Here is a 19,279-nt window from a genome sequence, read left to right on the forward strand (position 1 = left end):
GTAGGAGTGAGCTTGCTCGCGATCGCGTTGTGTCAGCCAATGATCCAGCACAGATACAACGCATTCGCGAGCAAGCTCACTCCTACAAGGACGGTATAGCGGCGGCGATTTATGGCAGTGCAGCGATCACCGACATCTCGATCAGCACATTGGGCGCGGCCATCTTCGCTTCGACGGTGGCACGGGCAGGCGCGACCCCTTTTGGCAGCCAGGTGTCCCAGATGCCGTTCATGGTGGCGAACTGTGAGCCGATGTCATTCAGGTAAATCGTCACCGACAACAGGCGGCTCTTGTCGGTGCCCGCAAGATCCAGCAGGCGCTCGATGTTGCCCAGCACTTCGCGGGTTTGCTGCTCGATCCCTGCAGTCAGATCGTTACCCACTTGCCCCGCGAGGTACGCGGTGCCGTTGTGCACGACGATCTGGCTCATGCGTTCATTGGTGAGCTGGCGCTGTACTGACATGTTTGGCGATCTCCTTGGAACTTCCATAGCGGGAAATATCGAGGCCTGCGGCACTGATCTGCGGTTGTTTGCGGGCGATCAGATCGGCCAGCAAACGACCGGAGCCGCACGCCATGGTCCAGCCCAATGTTCCGTGGCCGGTATTGAGGAACAAATTGCGGAACGGCGTGGCACCGACGATAGGGGTGCCGTCTGGCGTGGCAGGACGCAAACCGGTCCAGAAACTGGCCTCGCTCAGATTGCCGCCCTGAGGATAGAGATCGTTGACGATCATCTCCAGCGTTTCGCGTCGGCGCGGGTTGAGCGACAGGTCAAAACCGGCGATTTCCGCCATGCCACCCACACGAATGCGGTTGTCGAAACGGGTGATCGCGACCTTGTAGGTCTCGTCGAGAATGGTCGACGTCGGCGCCATCGCCGGGTTGGTGATCGGCACCGTCAGCGAGTAGCCCTTGAGCGGATACACCGGGGCCTTGATGCCCAGTGGCTTGAGCAACTGCGGCGAGTAGCTGCCCAGTGCCAACACGTAGCGGTCAGCGGTTTCGAGTTTGCCGTTGATGCGCACGCCGTTAATCCGGTCGCCCGCAAAATCAATCGACTCGATGGACTGGCCGAAACGGAATTCAACGCCTAACTTCACACACATCTCGGCCAGACGTGTCGTGAACAGCTGGCAGTCGCCAGTCTGGTCGTTTGGCAGCCGCAGGGCACCGGAGAGAATATTGCTGACGCTGGCCAGTGCGGGTTCGACGCGGGCGATGCCTTGGCGGTCGAGCACTTCGTATGGCACACCGGCTTGTTCGAGGACGGCGATGTCTTTGGCGGCGTTGTCCAGTTGTTCCTGTGTGCGGAACAGCTGAGTCGTGCCCAAGGTGCGCTCTTCATAGGCGATGCCGGTCTCGGCCCGCAGCTCGTCCATGCAATCGCGGCTGTATTCGGACAGGCGCACCATGCGCTCTTTGTTCACGGCATAACGGCTTTGGGTGCAGTTGCGCAGCATTTGCGCCATCCACATGTACTGATCGATGTCGCCCGTAGCCTTGATGGCCAGCGGCGCGTGGCGTTGCAGCAACCATTTCATCGCTTTGAGAGGAACGCCCGGTGCGGCCCACGGCGATGCATAGCCCGGCGAGACCTGCCCGGCGTTGGCGAAACTGGTTTCCAGAGCGGCGGCGGGTTGACGATCGACGACCGTCACCTCAAACCCCGCGCGGGCCAGGTAGTAAGCACTGGTAACACCGATTACGCCACTTCCAAGGACCAGAACGCGCATGTTGATTTCCTCATCGCGGATATCCGCTGACGTTTTGAAGTTTCAAGCCAGGATGTGCGCAGTATAAAAAGCAATGAGCAGTGCTTTTCACTATATAAATGCCTATATTCGGCGGTAATTCTCGGCAACCAACCCATTCGCAGAGGGGGTTTCAATGCGCACCCAACACCAGTCAAAACGTGAGCTGGATAAAATCGACCGCAACATCCTGCGCATTCTGCAAGCCGACGGCCGAATCTCGTTCACGGAACTGGGAGAACGCGTGGGCCTGTCCACCACGCCATGCACGGAGCGAGTCCGCAGGCTTGAGCGCGAAGGCATCATCATGGGCTACAACGCCCGCCTCAATCCGCAGAACCTCAAGGCGAGTCTGCTGGTATTTGTCGAGATCAGCCTGGACTACAAATCGGGCGACACTTTCGAGGAATTCCGCCGAGCGGTCCTTAAACTGCACCACGTGCTGGAGTGCCACTTGGTGTCGGGGGATTTTGACTATCTGGTGAAGGCGCGCATTTCCGAGATGGCGTCTTACCGCAAGCTGCTGGGCGACATCCTGCTCAAGCTGCCCCACGTGCGGGAATCGAAGAGTTACATCGTGATGGAAGAGGTGAAAGAGAGTTTGAATCTGCCAATTCCGGAATGACGGCGATCAGACCAGGACCTGCCGCGTTGTGGCGATGAAATCGTGCACCTGCTTTTCGACGCGCGGGTGGATCAAGGTCTCGGGACGGCGCCCGTTCGGGCACGGCAAGCTCGCCGAGGTGCCGAACAGACGGCAGATCAGGGGGCGTTCGTCGTAGACCGTGCAGCCGTTCGGCCCCAGGTGCACACAATTCAGCTCCTTGAGCGCCGCCTCCTGTTCCGCCGCGGTCTTGCGCGGCAAACGCGCCATTTCTTCGGAAGAGGTGGTCACGGGTCCGCAGCAATCGTGACAGCCAGGTACACATTCGAACGACGGAATCTGCCGCCGCAAATCGCGGATTTTCTGGCTGTTGCAGCTCATCGCGTGAGATTCCCCTGTGAAAGCCGACATTGTGCCCCAGGCGAATCGCAAACCAACAGCGATGTACCAACCTGTAGGAGCGAATTTATTCGCGAGGCGCCGGTGCAGACAACACATCTCAATCGTCCGGTCTATTTTTCGCGAATGAATTCGCTCCCACAGGTTAATGCACTGCGTTGCCCTTGCTCAGCGCCCGAGTACCTTGCCCCGCCTGCCCACCCCCGCTACCCTCCGTAAAATTTTCCAAACAGTCACGCAGGGACCGACCGCATGAATGCTTCCCGCCATGCCGCTTCGTATTACGCCGCCAGCAGCCACGCTCAGCCTGACCACCCGGCCCTCGCAGGCGAACTGACGGTCGATGTGTGCGTGGTCGGCGGCGGGTATTCGGGGCTGAACACAGCCATCGAACTGGCCGAGCGGGGAATGAGCGTGGCGCTGCTGGAAGCGCACAAAATCGGGTGGGGCGCGAGCGGACGTAACGGCGGCCAGTTGATTCGCGGGGTGGGTCATCACGTCGAGCGCTTTCGCGATGTGATCGGTGCCGAAGGCGTGCGACAGCTCAAACTCATGGGCCTTGAGGCGGTAGAGATCGTCCGCGAGCGCGTCGAAAAATATCAAATCGACTGCGACCTGACGTGGGGTTATTGCGACCTGGCCAACAAGCCCAAGGAGTTCGAAGGTTTCGCTGAAGATGCCGAAGAACTGCGAGGCTTGGGCTATCGTCGCGAACTCAAGTTGATCCAGCCCGAGGACATTCGCAGCGTGATCGACTCTGGCAACTACGCGGGCGGCCTGCTCGACATGGGGTCGGGCCATCTTCATCCGCTGAATCTGGCGCTCGGAGAAGCACGTGTGGCGCAGTCTCTCGGTGTGCAATTGTTCGAACACTCGGCGGTGACCCGTCTGGAATACGGCCCTCAAGTGAAGGTGCACACGGCCCAAGGTGTGGTGCGCGCCAATACGCTGGTGCTGGGTTGCAATGCCTACCTGAACGGCCTCGATCCAACGCTGAGCGGCAAAGTCCTCCCGGCAGGCAGCTACATCATCGCCACCGAGCCGTTGGGCGAAGAACTCGCTCGGCAATTGCTGCCCCGCAATACAGCCATATGCGATCAGCGGGTGGCAGTGGATTACTTCCGGCTTTCGGCAGACCGGCGCCTGTTGTTCGGTGGCGCCTGCCACTACTCCGGTCGCGACCCTCAGGACATTGCGGCGTACATGCAGCCGAAGATGCTCAAGGTGTTCCCGCAGCTCAAGGACGTGAAGGTCGATTTTCAGTGGGGCGGAATGATCGGCATCGGCGCCAATCGATTGCCGCAGATCGGGCGGCTCAAGGAGCATTCGAACGTGTACTACGCGCAGGCGTACTCAGGCCACGGCGTGAATGCCACGCACCTGGCGGGCAAGTTGCTGGGCGAGGCCATCAGTGGCCAGCAGAGCGGCGGATTTGATCTGTTTGCAAAAGTCCCGCACATGACTTTCCCGGGCGGGAAGCATTTGCGTTCGCCATTGTTGGCGTTGGGGATGCTGTGGCATCGGATGAAGGAGCTGATCTGAATCTTCGTACCATACTGTAGGAGTGAGCTTGCTCGCGATAAGGCTGTATCTATCACAGTACCTTTGGCAGCAAGAACCCTATCGCGAGCAAGCTCACTCCTACAGAAACCGCGTTCTGTGCCTGACTTTTCACCCCCTCCAAAACGGTTTCATCCCTTCACGCCTTGCTTGCTCATAGGTGAGGCCGACATCACGCAACTGATCATCCGTCAGCCCCAACAATGCCTGCCGTGTACGCCGACGATGCTGAAACAGACCCAACAGGCTCAGCCCTTTCGGCGCGTTCACCCGCACGGTCGCTTCCTGTTGCTGAACCAGCTCCCGCGCATACAGCCTTAACCGAACATCGCTCATCCCGCTCATTTCCAGACACCTCATCATGGGTTTCAAGTGAGTCCATGATGCGTCTGTATGGAAAACCATTACAGATCCAAAGATTTCAAATTTTTTGCATACAGACACGTCACTTCTCTGCCTGAATGCTGTATTTTCGCTACATCTGTATCGGTCAACCGACGGAACTGCGCGGGAGTACGCCATGACCCTCTACGTCAACCTTGCCGAACTGCTCGGCACACGCATCGAGAACGGCTTTTACCGGCCGGGCGATCGCCTGCCTTCGGTTCGGGCGTTGAGCCTTGAACACGGCGTCAGTCTCAGCACCGTTCAACAGGCGTATCGCTTGCTGGAAGACAACGGCCTGGCCTCTCCCCGTCCCAAATCCGGTTATTTCGTGCCCGCTGGCCGTAAGACTCCGGCCCTGCCCGCGGTAGGTCGTCCGGCGCAAAGGCCTGTGGATATTTCCCAATGGGACCAAGTGCTGGAACTGGCGCGCGCCGCGCCAAGCCCGGACATCGTGCAATTGGCGCGCGGCATGCCGGACATCACCAGCCCGACGCTGCGCCCGCTCACCCAAGCCCTTGGCAAAATCAGCCGTCGCCACGACATGCCGGGGCTGTATTACGACAATATCTATGGCACCGAATGCCTGCGTGAGCAGGTGGCGCGCCTGTTGCTGGATTCGGGCACACGCGTCGGCCCTGACGATCTGGTGATCACCACCGGCGCACAGGAAGCGCTGGCGGTCAGCATTCGCTCGATCTGCGAGCCCGGCGACATCGTTGCCGTCGACTCCCCAAGCTTTCACGGTGCCATGCAGGCACTCAAAGGCTTGGGCATGAAGGCGCTGGAAATCCCCACCGACCCCATCACCGGCATCAGCCTGGACGCGCTGGAACTTGCGCTCGAACAGTGGCCGATCAAAGCCATACAGTTGACCCCGAGCTGCAATAACCCCATGGGCTACAACATGCCCGAAGAGCGCAAACGGGCGTTGCTCACCCTCGCGCAGCGTTTCGACGTGGCGATCATCGAAGACGATGTGTACGGCGATCTGGCGTATACGTACCCACGCCCGCGCACGATCAAATCCTTCGACGAAGACGGACGCGTCTTACTTTGCAGTTCGTTTTCGAAGACGCTGGCGCCGGGTTTGCGGGTTGGCTGGATTGCACCGGGCCGCTATCTGGACCGTGTGCTGCACATGAAATACATCAGCACCGGTTCTACGGCGACCCAGCCGCAGCTGGCAATTGCCGACTTTCTGAAGAACGGCCATTACGAACCCCACATGCGCCGGATGCGCGGCCAATATCAGCGCAGCCGTGACCTGATGACCGATTGGGTCACGCGCTATTTTCCGGAGGGCACGCGGGTCAGCCGTCCACAAGGCGGGTTCATGCTGTGGATCGAAATGCCTGAGGGCTTCGATTCCCTGCGACTGAATCGTGCACTGGAGGGCCAAGGCGTACAGATCGCAGTCGGCAATATTTTTTCGGCCTCGGGCAAGTACAGAAACTGTCTGCGCATGAACTTCGCCGCCAAGCCTACGCCGCAGATCGAGGACGCCGTGCGCAAGGTAGGGGCCACGGCGGCCCGGTTAATGGCCCACGCTGAAACGCCAATGACTTAACCTTTGGCGGAAAATGCGGTCATATCGCCATGACGTGACTTCCGGATGATGCCGTTGACGAAAACATGGGCACTGCCCCTCCTTTTGGCCTTTGCCCTCGGCATCAGCGGCTGCGCGAGCACGTCTTCGCAGCAGGACGGCCCGAGCCAGGCATTGCCCGCGTCGGCCTCGCCTTTCGGGCGCTCGATCCTGGCGGAAGCGGCGCCCTACGGCGGCCGCTCTGGTTTCCGGCTGCTGCCCAACAGCACTGAGGCCTTCATGGCCCGCGCCGAGTTGATTCGCAACGCCAAGACCAGCCTCGATTTGCAGTACTACATCGTCCACGACGGACTCAGCACCCGGGCGCTGATCGATGAATTGCTCAAAGCCGCCGACCGAGGCGTGCGCGTGCGCATTTTGCTGGACGACACCACCAGCGACGGGCTGGACGAGGTCATTGCCACCCTCGCCGCCCACCCGAACATCCAGATTCGGCTGTTCAACCCGCTTAATCTGGGGCGCAGCACCGGGGCGACGCGCTCGCTCGGCCGTCTCTTCAATCTGTCCCAGCAGCACCGGCGCATGCACAACAAGCTATGGCTGGCGGACAGCGCCGTCGCCATCGTCGGCGGACGCAATCTTGGCGACGAATATTTCGACGCCGAACCCAACCTTAATTTCACCGATATCGACATGCTCAGCGTCGGGCCCGTGGCCGAGCAGTTGAGCCACAGTTTCGATCAGTACTGGAACAGCACTCTAAGTAGGCCGGTAGACGATTTCATCTATTGGCCGCCCGACACCAAGGACCTCGCCGAAGCGCGCAAGCGGCTGGACGCGTCGCTGGACCAGGCTCACGTCGAGAAAAAAGCGTTATACGAACGGCTGATGGCCTACAAAGATCAACCGCGTTTGAAGACCTGGCTGAACGAGCTGATCTGGGCGCACAACCAGGCTCTGTGGGACGCGCCGACCAAGGTGCTGTCCCGTGGCGATCCCGATCCCCACTTGCTGCTGACCACGCAGCTGAGCCCCGACCTGATGAACGTGCATCAGGAGCTGATGATGATCTCGGCCTACTTCGTGCCGGGGCCGGAAGGTCTGAAATACCTCACGGGCCTTTCCGACAAAGGCGTGTCGGTCAACCTGCTGACCAATTCGCTGGAGGCGACGGACGTGCCCGCCGTCCACGGCGGTTACGCGCCCTATCGCAAGGCTTTGCTGACCCACGGCGTGAAGCTGTTTGAACTGCGCCGTCAGCCTGGCGACCCGAGCAATGCGCGAGGGAGCGGACCCCGGTTTCTGCGCACCAAAACCCTTAAAGGCGGTTCCGAATCCAGCCTGCACAGTAAGGCGATGATTTTTGACCGGCAGAAAATCTTCGTCGGCTCGTTCAACTTCGACCCCCGTTCCGTGCTGTGGAATACCGAGGTCGGCGTGCTGGTCGACAGTCCCGAACTCACCGAATACCTGCGCGAACTGGCCTTGCAAGGTATGGCGCCTGCGATCAGCTACCAGGCCAAGTTGGAGAATGATCGCGTGGTCTGGGTCACCGAGGACAACGGCAAATTACACACGCTGTACGAGGAGCCCGGGGATTGGTGGCGCCGACTGAACGCGTGGTTCAGCAGCGCCGTGGGGCTGGAAAGAATGCTCTAGGCGGCGACCGGCTGCACGCCGAACGCCTGTGGGCGTTGCGACAAGATCACCAGGCCCAGCGCGCCTGCGGCCATCAGCAAGGGCAGCGCCTGACCGCTGATCCACTGGCTGCCGGCTCCCGCTGCCAACGGCCCCAACAGACAGCCGATGCCCCAAAGCTGCGCGACATGGGCATTAGCCCGCACCAGCGCATCGTCGCGATAACGCTCGCCGATCAGAATCAGCGACAACGTGAACAACCCACCCGCACTGGCGCCGAACAGCACCCACAGCGGCCAGATGGCGATGGTGTCGACCAGCAACGGGATCGCCAGACTCGACAGCATCAACGCCAGCGCACAGCCCGAGAACAGGCCCCGCCGGGAAACCTTGTCCGCCAGTGCGCCAATCGGAAGTTGCAGCAACGCATCGCCCACCACCACGGTACTGACCATCGCCAGCGCGATCTCGGGCGTGAAGCCTTGCTGCAGGCAGTACACCGGCAGCAGTGTCAGAATCATCGCTTCGAAACCGGCGAACAGCGCGATGGCCCACGCGATAGCGGGCAGCTTCTGACAGAAACCACCCAGGTCTCGCAGGGAAACGTGGCTGGATTCTGCGCTTGGCGCGCCGGATCGGCCCAGAAGCAAAAGAGGTGAAGTCGCGAGCAGTGCGGTGCCGACCCAGAAGCCGTAATCGTGCTCAGTGCCAATCCCGCCGAGCAGCAACGGGCCACCCAACTGACTGAGGGCGTAGCAGCTGCCATACAGCGCAACAAGTTTACCGCGCAGGTTCTCGGTCACCAGTTGGTTGATCCAGCTCTCACCGAGGATGAAGACCATGGTCAGGATTACCCCGAGCATCAGGCGCAACACCAGCCAGATCCAGTAATGGGGCAGCAGCGCGAGCAACCCAACCGATATCGACCCGCCCCACAAACACAGGCGCATCACGTTCGCAGTGCCAAGGGCGGACGCCAACCGGCTTGCCAGACTGGCGCCCAACAACACACCAATCGCAGGCATCGCGGCCATGACGCCGATGGCAAAGGCGCCGTACCCCCAGGCTTCGAGGCGCAACGACACCAGCGGCATGCTCACGCCCAGCGCCAGACCGACGCTCAACACGGACGACAGCACCGCGAAATAAGTACCCCAACGCATCACCACGCTCCTGTGGCTCAAAGGGAAGAGACGAAACAGCCGGGCTTTTTGGGGAAGCCCGGCTGTTGTAGGAAATCTGCGTCGCATGAGATCACGATTTGACCTGGATCTGCTTGCGATTCTGCCCGGAGGGCGTAGGAGCGCAGCTTGCTCGCGATCTGCTGCGAAGCAGTAGCAAAACCAGACAGCGGTGGTGTTTCAGGCATACCGCGTGTTCAGTATTTGCTGCCGCTGCGGTCGGACGCGACCCCGGGCAGATCGCGAGCAAGCTTGCTCCTACGGCCTCCGGCCAGAAGCGAGATCGGACCAATCCACGGTTACAACTTAATCCACGTCGCCTTCAACTCAGTGTATTTGTCGAACGCATGCAGCGATTTGTCGCGGCCATTGCCGGATTGCTTGAAGCCGCCGAATGGAGCGGTCATGTCGCCGCCATCGTACTGGTTGACCCACACGCTGCCTGCTCGCAACGCGCGGGCGGTCAGGTGGGCCTTGGACAGATCGGAGGTCCACACCGCCGCCGCCAGGCCGTACGGCGTGTCGTTGGCGATCTGCACCGCTTCTTCTGCGGTGTCGAACGTCAGCACCGACAGGACTGGGCCAAAAATTTCTTCCTGAGCGATCTTCATGGCATTGGTCACGCCGTCGAAAATCGTTGGCTCGACATACGTGCCGCCCGTCTCTTGCAGAATGCGCTTGCCACCCGCGACCAGCTTGGCGCCATCGGTGTGGCCCGCTTCGATGTACGACAGCACGGTGTTCATCTGTTGCGTATCCACCAGCGCGCCGACGTTGGTGGCCGGGTCCAGCGGATTGCCCGGCTTCCAGACCTTGAGGGCCTCGATCACCATCGGCAAGAATTTATCCTTGATCGAACGCTCCACCAGCAGACGCGAACCTGCGGTGCACACTTCGCCCTGGTTGAAGGCAATGGCGCTGGCAGCCGATTCGGCAGCAGCCTTGAGGTCCGGCGCGTCGGCGAACACGATGTTCGGGCTTTTGCCACCGGCTTCCAGCCACACGCGCTTCATGTTCGACTCGCCCGAGTACACCAGCAGTTGCTTGGCAATCTTGGTCGAGCCGGTGAACACGACCGTATCGACGTCCATGTGCAGCGCCAGCGCCTTGCCGACGGTGTGGCCATAACCAGGCAACACGTTGAGTACGCCTGCGGGAATACCGGCTTCGATGGCCAGTTTTGCGACGCGGATGGCGGTCAGCGGGGACTTTTCGGACGGCTTGAGCACCACCGAGTTACCGCTCGACAGCGCAGGGCCGAGTTTCCAGCACGCCATCATCAGCGGGAAATTCCACGGCACGATGGCCGCGACCACGCCGATGGGCTCACGGGTGACCAGACCCAATTGATCGTGGGGAGTGGCGGCGACTTCGTCGTACAGTTTGTCGATGGCCTCGCCGCTCCAGCTCAACGCGCGTGCGGAGCCCGGAATGTCGATGCCGTAGGAATCGCTGATCGGCTTGCCCATGTCGAGGGTTTCAAGCAACGCCAGCTCTTCTTTGTGTTCGTCGAGCAATGCGGCGAAGCGAATCATCGCAGCCTTGCGCTTGGTCGGGGCCAGACGCGACCAGACACCGGAATCGAACGTGGCGCGAGCGCTTTCGACTGCACGCTGGGCATCGGCAACGTCACTGCTGGCCACTTTTGCGAGGAAACGACCGTCGACCGGGCTGATGCAGTCGAAGGTGGCGCCGGACGCGGCGTCAGTGTATTCACCATTGATAAAGGCACGGCCTTCGATCTTCAACGCTTGGGCGCGTTTTTCCCAGTCAGCATGAGTCAGGGTAGTCATGAAGCGTCCTCCTCTAATGAATGTGCGCGCCCTCGTGCTCATGATCCGAGCTCCAGGGGCATTGCTTGATGAGCTGCCGGATCGGCAAAAGGCATCCGTCCACCCTAAACCAGCGTCAGGGGAATTTCCAATATATTGGACAAAAAGACCTAAAACGACGTTTTACCGTGCATTTTATTCAACAGCCCAGTTCAATAGTGACCAAACGAGCGCGGCACTATCGCCGACAGTACCTATCCAAACACCCTCTTCCACCGCTGTTTCAGGAGCCAGGACATGAGCATCGAGAGCATCGTCGACTTCAGCGAAGCCAACACCCACGCCGAGCGTTTCAAGCCCGCCGCAGAAAAGATCCTCAAGGGCGACCCGGAGCAGACGGTGTACAACCACTACGACAGCCCGTGCGGGCAAATGAACGCCGGGGTGTGGGAAGGTGAAATCGGGCAATGGACGGTGAATTACACCGAACACGAATACTGCGAAATCGTGCAGGGCGTGTCGGTGTTGCGCGATGAGGAAGGCAACGCCAAGACGCTGCGCGCAGGGGATCGCTTTGTGATCCCGGCGGGGTTCAAAGGCACATGGGAAGTGCTGGAGCCGTGCCGCAAAATTTATGTGGTGTTCGAACAGAAGGCTTGAATGCCCCACCACCTTGTAGGAGGCAAGATTCCAGATCTCGCCCACAAAAAAGCCCGCATCGCTGCGGGCTTTTTCGTAAGAGGCGAAAATCAATTACTTGATTTTGGCTTCTTTGTAGATCACGTGCTTACGAGCAACCGGATCGAATTTTTTAATTTCGATTTTGTCCGGGGTAGTGCGCTTGTTCTTGTCGGTGGTGTAGAAGTGGCCGGTGTTAGCGGTCGACACCAAACGGATCAATTCACGCATGATTTTCTCCCTTAAACCTTAGCGCCATCACGGCGAATTTCGGCCAGAACGACATCAATGCCGCGCTTGTCGATGATACGCATGCCTTTAGCAGATACGCGCAGACGTACAAAGCGTTTCTCGCTCTCAACCCAGAAGCGGTGATGCTGCAGGTTTGGCAGGAAACGACGACGGGTTTTGTTGTTTGCGTGGGAAATGTTATTCCCGGTTACCGGACCCTTACCGGTAACTTGACATACTCTCGACATGCCTCAGCCCTCTAAAACCACATGCCCAACCCGGCATGGGTTGGCCGCTTAATCTCTCAGTCATGGCGCTAGGCGCCGCGTTTCTTCAGGGGTCTTACCGGCCACACCTACGAAGAAGGAAGCGGGCCCCTAGAAAAGAGCGCTGCTTTATACCAGAAAGCCTTTCACGCAACAACACAAACGACGCATGACCTGCAAGAAACGCCCGAATTTCCGGCTGACAAGGCCAGCGGCAAAGGGCGGGAGGGGAAATATACCACTCGTCGCGCCAGATAGATTGTCCTCTGTCTATCCATGGTCTAGGGTAACTCCCTCTCCAGACTGCGCCGGCAGATGGGCTATCTCTGAAAGGAAAATCGCCATGCGCCTAGCTGTTTTACCCTTTTTGCTTGCGTCCCTGAGCGCGCCTTTGATGGCACAGGCCGCCACCAGCCTGAGCGTGTGCACCGAAGCCAGCCCGGAAGGGTTCGACGTGGTGCAGTACAACTCGCTGACCACCACCAACGCCTCGGCCGACGTGCTGATGAATCGCCTGGTAAACCACGACGCCCAGACCGGCAAGCTGGTGCCCAGCCTGGCAGAAAGCTGGAGCGTCTGGCCGGACGGCCTGACCTACGACTTCAAACTGCGCTCGGGCGTGAAATTCCATCACACCGAGTACTTCACGCCGACCCGCGACTTCAACGCTGATGACGTGGTGTTCAGCTTCCAGCGAATGCTTGACCCGGCCAATCCGTGGAACAAGGTTGCGGTGCAGGGCTTTCCTCACGCCCAGTCAATGCAATGGCCCTCTCTGATCAAGAAGATCGAAGCGCCTGACGCCAACACCGTGCGCATCACCCTGGACCACCCGGACGCCACCTTCCTCGCCACTTTAAGCATGGGCTTCGCTTCTATTTATTCCGCGGAATACACCGACAAGCTGATGAAAGCCGGCACACCCGAGAAGCTCAACAGCGAGCCAATCGGCACCGGACCGTTCGTTTTCAAACGCTTCCAGAAGGACTCGGTGGTGCGTTACACCGCCAACACGGATTATTTCGAGGGCAAGCCGGCCATCGATACCTTGCTGTTCGCGATCACCCCGGACGCTAATGTGCGCCTGCAACGCATCAAGCAGAACGAATGTCAGATCGCGCTCTCGCCCAAGCCACTGGATGTCGCGGAAGCGGCCAAGGATCCGAACCTGCAAGTCGAAAAGACTGACGCATTCATGACGGCGTTCGTGGCAATCAATAGCCAACATCCTCCGCTGGACAAGCCGGAAGTGCGTCAGGCAATCAACCTCGCGTTCGATAAGGATACGTACCTCAAGGCGGTGTTCGAAGGCTCGGCGCGGGCCGCCAATGGCGTGTATCCGCCTAACACATGGGGGTATGCCAGCGATTTGCCGGGGTACAAGCATGACGTCGCCAAGGCGAAGGAGTTGCTGGCGAAGGCGGGTCTCAAAGACGGCTTCAAGACCACGATCTGGACGCGTCCGTCCGGCAGTCTGCTCAACCCGAACCCCAGTGCAGGTGCGCAGTTGCTGCAAAATGACCTCGCGGCTGTCGGTATCAAGGCCGAGATCAAGGTCATCGAATGGGGCGAGCTGATTCGTCGCGCCAAGACCGGCGAGCACGATCTGCTGTTCATGGGTTGGGCGGGCGACAATGGCGACCCGGATAACTTCCTGACGCCGCAGTTCTCGTGCGCGGCGGTGAAATCCGGCACCAACTTCGCCCGCTATTGCGATGAAGGTCTGGACAAGCTGATCAGCCAGGGCAAGACCGTGACCGATCAAGGGCAACGCAGCAAGCTCTACCATCAGGTGCAGGAGCAGATTCAGAAACAAGCGCTGTGGCTGCCGCTGGCCCACCCGACCGCCTTCGCCCTGACTCGCAAGAATGTGCTGGGGTATGACGTCAGCCCGTTTGGGCGGCAGGACTTCTCCAAGGTGACGGTGAAGTAACGCGCGGCATGACCAAACAGGAAGGCAAACCGCAGTAGGAGTGAGCTTGCTCGCGAGACGTCTTTTCAGACCTCCATATCTTCGTCGTCTGAGATACCCATCGCGAGCAAGCTCACTCCTACAGAGGGACCCGGACAGAACCTCTCTCTTACATCAACCCCAATTCCACCAATGACATCGGGTCTCCATCCCCGACGATCAGGTGATCGACGACCACCACATCGATCATCGCCAAGGCATTTTTCAGCAGCTCCGTCAGTTCAACATCCTCCTCACTCGGCTCGCACACGCCGGACGGGTGGTTGTGGCAGAGGATGACCGCCGCCGAGTTATGTGCCAGCGCCCGTTTGACCACCTGTCGCGGGTGAACATGCGCGACATTGATCGACCCCTGAAACAGCGCTTCGAACGCCTGAACGCGGTTCTTGCTGTCCAGAAACAGGCAACCGAACACTTCATGAGGCTCGTCTCTGAGCAACGCTTTGAGATAGGTGCGGACTTGTCCAGGGCTTTTCAGCGCAGACCCACGCTTGAGATTCTCGCCCATATGCCGCTTGGCCATTTCCATGACCGCTTGCAACTGAGCGAATTTGGCGGGCCCTAGCCCCAATTCGGCGCTGAACGCGGGCAGGCTGGCCTCCAGCAACGCACGCAGGCTGCCGAACTGCGTCAGTAGGTGACGCGCAAGGTCCACAGCGCTCTTCCCTGATACGCCGGTGCGCAGAAAAATAGCGAGCAATTCGGCGTCGGAAAGACTTGATGCCCCCCGCTCCAACAGCTTCTCCCGAGGCCGCTCCGCTGCAGGCCAATCACGAATACTCATAGCACCTCCCTGACTGTGGGCGCCGCTGTTCCCGTGCGGTCGCTGTGCTATCTTAGCCATCTTTTTTACGCGTCGACCCGGCCTCGGAAGGCCACATGATTGCCGCGTGTAACTCGACTGAAAGGCAGGCCTATGCAGCGGCTGTATCGGAAACGCATCGTTCTCGGCGTAGGCGGTGGCATCGCGGCCTACAAAAGCGCAGAACTGGTCCGTCGGTTGAAAGATCACGGCGCCGAAGTGCGGGTCGTCATGACCAAAGGCGGCGCCGAGTTCATCACCCCGTTGACCATGCAAGCCCTCTCCGGGCACCCCGTCCATCTCGACCTGCTCGACCCTGCCGCTGAGGCGGCCATGGGCCACATCGACTTGGCAAAATGGGCCGACATGGTGCTGATCGCCCCCGCCACCGCCGACCTGATCGCGCGCCTGGCCCAAGGCATCGCCAATGACCTGCTGACCACCGTGGTGCTCGCCACCGACGCCATCGTCGCCGTTGCACCGGCCATGAATCAGGCCATGTGGCGCGACCCTTCCGTCCAGGCCAACCTGCAAACCCTCGAAAGCCGCGACTTCCGTACCTTCGGTCCTGCCAGTGGCAACCAGGCCTGTGGCGACGTGGGTTATGGCCGGATGCTCGAACCCAACGATCTGGCGCAATCCGCTGCCGATTGCTTCCAGCGCCTGAGCCTGACCGGTAAACACGTGTTGATCACAGCCGGGCCGACTCAGGAAAACATCGATCCGGTGCGTTACATCACCAACCACAGCTCGGGAAAAATGGGCTTCGCGCTGGCGGAAGCTGCCGCCGAAGCGGGCGCTCGCGTCACGCTGATCACGGGCCCGGTCAACCTGCAGACGCCTGACCGGGTGTCGCGCATCGACGTCGTGAGCGCCCGCGACATGCTGGCTGCGTGCGAGGCCGCAATGCCGTGCGATCTGTTCATCGCGTCTGCCGCTGTCGCGGATTACCGCCCGGAGGTCGTCGCGCCACAGAAATTGAAGAAAGACCCTACGACCGGTGATGGCCTTTTGCTGCAAATGGTCCGCAACCCGGATATTCTCGCCACCATCGCCCAGCGTCCGGATCGTCCATTCAGTGTCGGTTTCGCCGCCGAAACCGAACATCTGCTCGACTATGCTGCACGCAAGCTCAAGGACAAGAACCTCGACTTGATCATCGCCAACGACGTTGCCAATCCCAGCATTGGCTTCAACAGCGAAGAAAACGCGTGCAGCGTGATCGACCGAGCGCTGCAAGCAACGCTCTTCACCCAGACCAGCAAGGCCAAGATCGCCCGCCAGTTGGTCACTTTTATCGCCGAACGTTTGAACCAGGTTTAATCACGTATGCATGCTCTACAAGCCAAAATCCTCGACCCCCGCATTGGCGGCGAATTCCCGCTCCCGGCCTACGCCACCACCGGTTCCGCCGGTCTGGACCTGCGCGCCATGCTCAAAGAGGAAACGGTACTGGAACCCGGTCAGACCCTGTTGATTCCTACCGGCCTGTCGATATACATCGCAGACCCTGCCCTTGCCGCGCTGATTCTGCCGCGCTCGGGCCTGGGCCATAAGCACGGGATTGTGCTGGGCAACCTTGTCGGCCTGATCGACTCCGATTATCAGGGCGAGTTGATGGTGTCCTGCTGGAACCGTGGCCAGACCGCTTTCAAGATTTCTGTGGGTGAGCGCATCGCCCAACTGGTGCTGGTGCCGGTCGTGCAGGCGCACTTCGAAATCGTTCAGGAGTTCGACGAAAGTCAGCGCGGCGCAGGCGGTTTCGGCCATTCGGGCAGCCACTGAACCGCGTAAAACCTCTTGGCACGGATGTCGCTAAACGCTTGAGTCGCCCCACGACCTACGTAAACCACCTCAGGCAGTCAGAGCAGGGAGAGTCCAGTTTGAAAGGCATCAAGCGCACAGCGAAGGCGGCTTCTCGCCCAGAAACGACTGATGCACCGGTCAAGGACTCGAACCTGAGCCTGGCAAGTCCAGGCCTTATCCCTGCGATCATTGGCTTGATCGCGGCTGGCATTCTCGTCTGGCTGGGCTTGCTCAGTCAGCCTCAGCAGAAAGATCAGCTCGCTCAAGCCTGGGGTACTGCGCAAGCTGGCGCCATAGGCAAGACACTGCGTCAGCTCAGCGCAGGTACGCAGGCCGCCGCGACGGATGCAGCGCTGGCTCAAGCGCTGCAAAGCAACGACCCGGTGCAGATCCAGAACGCCCAGAACCGTTTGTTGTATCGCGACAGTGTGATTGGCGCACGCCTGAACCCATTGGGTTTCAACAGCGTCGACAATCAGGGTCCGTTGCCGATCAGCTTCGCCACGCTGGACATGCTCGCCCGGGCCAGCAAGGGTGAAACCCCTGCCCCCGAAGCCCGAAAAGTCGGCGACAGCTGGATGATCTACAGCGTCGCGCCGCTGCGGGCCTCAGCCGACACCCCTGTCACCGGCACGCTGCTGTTGGCGTTCAAACTTCAACGCGTGACCAATGCCTTGCCGGAAGCGCCACCGGAAGTCGGCCAGACTGTCCTCAGCCAGCAATTCGGCGACGCTACCGCACAGAGCTTTTTGACACGCGGCCAGTCTGACGGTGGCCGTGGCACTGACTTTCCCACGGGTTACCCCAACTGGAAGCTGACGTTTACACCAGGGCCCGCCCTTAACTCGTCCCCACCGTCGCTGATGCTGCTTCTGGCGGCACTGGTGGCACTCGGCAGCATGCTGCTGGGCCTGTACCTGAACGAAAGCGCGCTGAAGCGCCGGGTCGCCGCCGATGCCCGACAGTTGGAGCAACTGCTGCAAGAACTCTCGGGCGGGAAAGCCGTCAAAGCCTTCGGCCTGAGCATGCCGGCCCTGAACGGGTTGGCGCAGAGCCTGGCGAGGTTTTCGTTGCGCAACCAACCGGCCCCGCCTGTCACGGCAGCCAACCCCGGCTCGCCCACCGCCACGTCAGGTTCGACGACCAGCAGGGCCGTGTTTGAAGCTCTCGATCCAGCAGAAACCGAGTTGACCGACCCACTGTTCCAGGACACCGACATTCTCGATCTCGACATGCTCGATGAATCGCAAGACTTTCAGAAGTCGGAGCAAGCCCACGCAATGAGCAGCACCGTATCCATCGCCCCCAGTTTTCCCGACTCGATCTTCCGCGCATACGACATTCGCGGCATCGTCGGCGAAACCCTGAGCGGGGAAACCGCCTACTGGATTGGCCGTGCCATCGGCGCACAAACCCTGGCCCAAGGTGAACCCAACGTTTCTGTTGGCCGCGACGGTCGCTTGTCCGGCCCTGAACTCGTGGCCCATTTGATCAAGGGCCTCTACGACAGCGGCTGCCACGTCAGCGATGTCGGCCTCGTACCGACCCCTGCGTTGTATTACGCCGCCAACGTGCTGGACGGCCGCACGGGGGTGATGCTCACCGGCAGCCACAACCCCAAGGATTACAACGGCTTCAAAATCGTCATCGCAGGCGACACCCTCGCGAACGAGCAGATTCAGGCGCTGCACGATCGCATCAAACGCAACAACCTGCCGCCAGGCAAAGGCAGCGTGAGTAAAGTTGACATCCTCGACCTGTACGCTGGCCAGATCACCAGCGATGTGGTGTTGGCGCGCCGTTTGAAAGTGGTGATCGATTGCGGCAACGGCGCAGCAGGCGTCATCGCCCCGAAACTGATCGCCGCGTTGAATTGCGAAGTCATTCCGCTGTTCTGCGACGTGGACGGCAACTTCCCGAACCATCACCCTGACCCGGGCAAGCTGGAAAACCTGGAAGACCTGATTGCCAAGGTGAAAGAGACCGGCGCCGACCTGGGCTTGGCATTCGACGGCGATGGTGATCGGGTAGGTGTCGTCACTAACGCAGGCAGCGTCGTATACCCTGATCGCCTGTTGATGCTGTTCGCCCGTGATGTGGTCAAGCGCAATCCGGGCGCGGATGTGATCTTTGACGTGAAGTGCACGCGCCGCCTCATCCCGTTGATTCAGGAATACGGCGGTCGCCCGGTGATGTGGAAGACGGGTCACTCGCTGATCAAGAAGAAGATGAAAGAAAGCGGCGCGCTGCTGGCTGGCGAGATGAGCGGCCACATTTTCTTCAAGGAACGCTGGTTCGGATTCGACGACGGCATTTACAGCGCTGCGCGCCTGCTGGAGATTCTCAGTCAGGAAAAACTCAGCGCCGAAGAGCTGTTCCAGACGTTCCCGAACGATCTGTCGACCCCGGAAATCAACGTCAAGGTCACTGAAACCAGCAAATTCAGCATCATCAAGGCGCTGGAGCAGGACGCGCAATGGGGCAACGCCAACCTGACGAACATCGACGGCGTGCGTGTCGATTACCCGAAAGGCTGGGGCCTGGTGCGCGCTTCCAACACCACCCCCGTGTTGGTGTTGCGCTTCGAAGCCGAGACCGAGGACGAGTTGCAACGCATCAAGGACGTGTTCCGTACCCAGCTTAAAAACGTAGCACCGGACCTAGAACTTCCTTTTTGATCAAC

Annotated in this window: 18 protein-coding genes; 9 read left to right on the forward strand and 9 right to left on the reverse strand. The window is 60.0% G+C overall.

The genetic code is table 11. The features are described 5' to 3' along the window. Nucleotides 1-109 precede the first annotated feature (109 nt). Both ACWKWE_RS22500 and dadA read right to left on the reverse strand, forming a co-directional pair. On the reverse strand, nt 110-463 hold the full coding sequence (locus tag ACWKWE_RS22500) for a RidA family protein (RefSeq protein WP_166594057.1): 354 nt from the start codon (nt 461-463) through the stop codon (nt 110-112). Beyond that, nucleotides 435-1,736, reverse strand: coding sequence for a D-amino acid dehydrogenase (gene dadA, locus ACWKWE_RS22505; RefSeq protein ID WP_483851745.1), 1,302 nt, complete (start codon nt 1,734-1,736; stop codon nt 435-437). The genes ACWKWE_RS22500 and dadA overlap by 29 nt, the downstream gene beginning before the upstream one ends. Nucleotides 1,737-1,890: 154 nt before the next feature. Between dadA and ACWKWE_RS22510 the strand changes: the two genes are divergently transcribed. After that, nucleotides 1,891-2,379: an Lrp/AsnC ligand binding domain-containing protein gene (locus tag ACWKWE_RS22510; RefSeq protein WP_166594055.1), complete on the forward strand. Its 489-nt coding sequence runs from the start codon at nt 1,891-1,893 to the stop codon at nt 2,377-2,379. Between the two features lie 6 nt (nt 2,380-2,385). On the opposite strand, the gene ACWKWE_RS22515 is transcribed toward ACWKWE_RS22510, so the two are convergent. After that, nucleotides 2,386-2,739 (reverse strand): YkgJ family cysteine cluster protein, encoded by a 354-nt coding sequence (locus ACWKWE_RS22515; RefSeq protein ID WP_483851746.1) that lies wholly within the window; start codon nt 2,737-2,739, stop codon nt 2,386-2,388. 270 nt (nt 2,740-3,009) lie between these two features. On the opposite strand from ACWKWE_RS22515, the gene ACWKWE_RS22520 reads away from it, so the two are divergent. Beyond that, complete coding sequence (locus ACWKWE_RS22520; protein WP_483851747.1) at nt 3,010-4,299, forward strand: NAD(P)/FAD-dependent oxidoreductase; 1,290 nt, start codon at nt 3,010-3,012, stop codon at nt 4,297-4,299. A 129-nt stretch (nt 4,300-4,428) separates the two neighbouring features. On the opposite strand, the gene ACWKWE_RS22525 is transcribed toward ACWKWE_RS22520, so the two are convergent. Continuing rightward, nucleotides 4,429-4,662 (reverse strand): DUF1127 domain-containing protein, encoded by a 234-nt coding sequence (locus ACWKWE_RS22525; protein WP_483851748.1) that lies wholly within the window; start codon nt 4,660-4,662, stop codon nt 4,429-4,431. 175 nt (nt 4,663-4,837) lie between these two features. On the opposite strand from ACWKWE_RS22525, the gene ACWKWE_RS22530 reads away from it, so the two are divergent. Next, nucleotides 4,838-6,271, forward strand: coding sequence for an aminotransferase-like domain-containing protein (locus ACWKWE_RS22530; RefSeq protein ID WP_483851749.1), 1,434 nt, complete (start codon nt 4,838-4,840; stop codon nt 6,269-6,271). 54 nt (nt 6,272-6,325) lie between these two features. Further along, nucleotides 6,326-7,909, forward strand: coding sequence for a phospholipase D family protein (locus ACWKWE_RS22535; protein ID WP_483851901.1), 1,584 nt, complete (start codon nt 6,326-6,328; stop codon nt 7,907-7,909). Here the strand turns inward: ACWKWE_RS22535 and ACWKWE_RS22540 are convergent. Both ACWKWE_RS22540 and ACWKWE_RS22545 read right to left on the reverse strand, forming a co-directional pair. Then, nucleotides 7,906-9,051 (reverse strand): MFS transporter, encoded by a 1,146-nt coding sequence (locus ACWKWE_RS22540; protein ID WP_166594050.1) that lies wholly within the window; start codon nt 9,049-9,051, stop codon nt 7,906-7,908. The two genes, ACWKWE_RS22535 and ACWKWE_RS22540, sit on opposite strands and share 4 nt — an antisense overlap. A 317-nt stretch (nt 9,052-9,368) precedes the next feature. Beyond that, the gene (locus tag ACWKWE_RS22545) at nt 9,369-10,862 is read right to left on the reverse strand and encodes an aldehyde dehydrogenase (protein WP_401145538.1); all 1,494 of its coding nucleotides are present in this window, start codon (nt 10,860-10,862) and stop codon (nt 9,369-9,371) included. A gap of 276 nt (nt 10,863-11,138) precedes the next feature. On the opposite strand from ACWKWE_RS22545, the gene ACWKWE_RS22550 reads away from it, so the two are divergent. Further along, on the forward strand, nt 11,139-11,501 hold the full coding sequence (locus ACWKWE_RS22550) for a cupin domain-containing protein (RefSeq protein ID WP_166594048.1): 363 nt from the start codon (nt 11,139-11,141) through the stop codon (nt 11,499-11,501). Between the two features lie 93 nt (nt 11,502-11,594). Here ACWKWE_RS22550 and rpmG read toward each other — a convergent pair whose 3' ends face one another. Both rpmG and rpmB read right to left on the reverse strand, forming a co-directional pair. Further along, complete coding sequence (gene rpmG, locus ACWKWE_RS22555) at nt 11,595-11,750, reverse strand: 50S ribosomal protein L33 (RefSeq protein ID WP_062379766.1); 156 nt, start codon at nt 11,748-11,750, stop codon at nt 11,595-11,597. 11 nt (nt 11,751-11,761) lie between these two features. After that, nucleotides 11,762-11,998, reverse strand: coding sequence for a 50S ribosomal protein L28 (gene rpmB, locus ACWKWE_RS22560; protein WP_108236194.1), 237 nt, complete (start codon nt 11,996-11,998; stop codon nt 11,762-11,764). A 361-nt stretch (nt 11,999-12,359) separates the two neighbouring features. Between rpmB and ACWKWE_RS22565 the strand changes: the two genes are divergently transcribed. Beyond that, on the forward strand, nt 12,360-13,949 hold the full coding sequence (locus tag ACWKWE_RS22565) for an ABC transporter substrate-binding protein (protein WP_483851750.1): 1,590 nt from the start codon (nt 12,360-12,362) through the stop codon (nt 13,947-13,949). Nucleotides 13,950-14,097: 148 nt separating this feature from the next. Here ACWKWE_RS22565 and radC read toward each other — a convergent pair whose 3' ends face one another. Then, the gene (gene radC / locus ACWKWE_RS22570; protein ID WP_483851751.1) at nt 14,098-14,772 is read right to left on the reverse strand and encodes a RadC family protein; all 675 of its coding nucleotides are present in this window, start codon (nt 14,770-14,772) and stop codon (nt 14,098-14,100) included. Nucleotides 14,773-14,904: 132 nt separating this feature from the next. Here radC and coaBC point away from each other — a divergent pair, with 132 nt between their 5' ends. From coaBC to ACWKWE_RS22585, 3 genes are all read left to right on the forward strand, one after another. Further along, complete coding sequence (gene coaBC, locus ACWKWE_RS22575; protein ID WP_483851752.1) at nt 14,905-16,113, forward strand: bifunctional phosphopantothenoylcysteine decarboxylase/phosphopantothenate--cysteine ligase CoaBC; 1,209 nt, start codon at nt 14,905-14,907, stop codon at nt 16,111-16,113. 6 nt (nt 16,114-16,119) lie between these two features. Further along, on the forward strand, nt 16,120-16,575 hold the full coding sequence (dut, locus tag ACWKWE_RS22580) for a dUTP diphosphatase (RefSeq protein WP_166594044.1): 456 nt from the start codon (nt 16,120-16,122) through the stop codon (nt 16,573-16,575). A gap of 98 nt (nt 16,576-16,673) precedes the next feature. Next, nucleotides 16,674-19,274, forward strand: coding sequence for a phosphomannomutase/phosphoglucomutase (locus ACWKWE_RS22585; protein ID WP_483851753.1), 2,601 nt, complete (start codon nt 16,674-16,676; stop codon nt 19,272-19,274). Nucleotides 19,275-19,279 lie beyond the last annotated feature (5 nt).

Source organism: Pseudomonas salicis (assembly GCF_057128705.1).

What these genes read in the sequence shown, in the direction of transcription:
- ACWKWE_RS22515 (WP_483851746.1), bottom strand. Translation starts at nt 2,739, where the DNA reads ATGAGCTGCAACAGCCAGAAAATCCGCGATTTGCGGCGGCAGATTCCG.
- ACWKWE_RS22525 (WP_483851748.1), bottom strand. Translation starts at nt 4,662, where the DNA reads ATGAGCGGGATGAGCGATGTTCGGTTAAGGCTGTATGCGCGGGAGCTG.
- ACWKWE_RS22510 (WP_166594055.1), top strand. Translation starts at nt 1,891, where the DNA reads ATGCGCACCCAACACCAGTCAAAACGTGAGCTGGATAAAATCGACCGC.
- ACWKWE_RS22520 (WP_483851747.1), top strand. Translation starts at nt 3,010, where the DNA reads ATGAATGCTTCCCGCCATGCCGCTTCGTATTACGCCGCCAGCAGCCAC.
- dut (WP_166594044.1), top strand. Translation starts at nt 16,120, where the DNA reads ATGCATGCTCTACAAGCCAAAATCCTCGACCCCCGCATTGGCGGCGAA.
- ACWKWE_RS22530 (WP_483851749.1), top strand. Translation starts at nt 4,838, where the DNA reads ATGACCCTCTACGTCAACCTTGCCGAACTGCTCGGCACACGCATCGAG.
- ACWKWE_RS22550 (WP_166594048.1), top strand. Translation starts at nt 11,139, where the DNA reads ATGAGCATCGAGAGCATCGTCGACTTCAGCGAAGCCAACACCCACGCC.
- ACWKWE_RS22500 (WP_166594057.1), bottom strand. Translation starts at nt 463, where the DNA reads ATGTCAGTACAGCGCCAGCTCACCAATGAACGCATGAGCCAGATCGTC.
- ACWKWE_RS22540 (WP_166594050.1), bottom strand. Translation starts at nt 9,051, where the DNA reads ATGCGTTGGGGTACTTATTTCGCGGTGCTGTCGTCCGTGTTGAGCGTC.
- rpmB (WP_108236194.1), bottom strand. Translation starts at nt 11,998, where the DNA reads ATGTCGAGAGTATGTCAAGTTACCGGTAAGGGTCCGGTAACCGGGAAT.
- coaBC (WP_483851752.1), top strand. Translation starts at nt 14,905, where the DNA reads ATGCAGCGGCTGTATCGGAAACGCATCGTTCTCGGCGTAGGCGGTGGC.
- rpmG (WP_062379766.1), bottom strand. Translation starts at nt 11,750, where the DNA reads ATGCGTGAATTGATCCGTTTGGTGTCGACCGCTAACACCGGCCACTTC.
- ACWKWE_RS22545 (WP_401145538.1), bottom strand. Translation starts at nt 10,862, where the DNA reads ATGACTACCCTGACTCATGCTGACTGGGAAAAACGCGCCCAAGCGTTG.
- radC (WP_483851751.1), bottom strand. Translation starts at nt 14,772, where the DNA reads ATGAGTATTCGTGATTGGCCTGCAGCGGAGCGGCCTCGGGAGAAGCTG.
- dadA (WP_483851745.1), bottom strand. Translation starts at nt 1,736, where the DNA reads ATGCGCGTTCTGGTCCTTGGAAGTGGCGTAATCGGTGTTACCAGTGCT.
- ACWKWE_RS22565 (WP_483851750.1), top strand. Translation starts at nt 12,360, where the DNA reads ATGCGCCTAGCTGTTTTACCCTTTTTGCTTGCGTCCCTGAGCGCGCCT.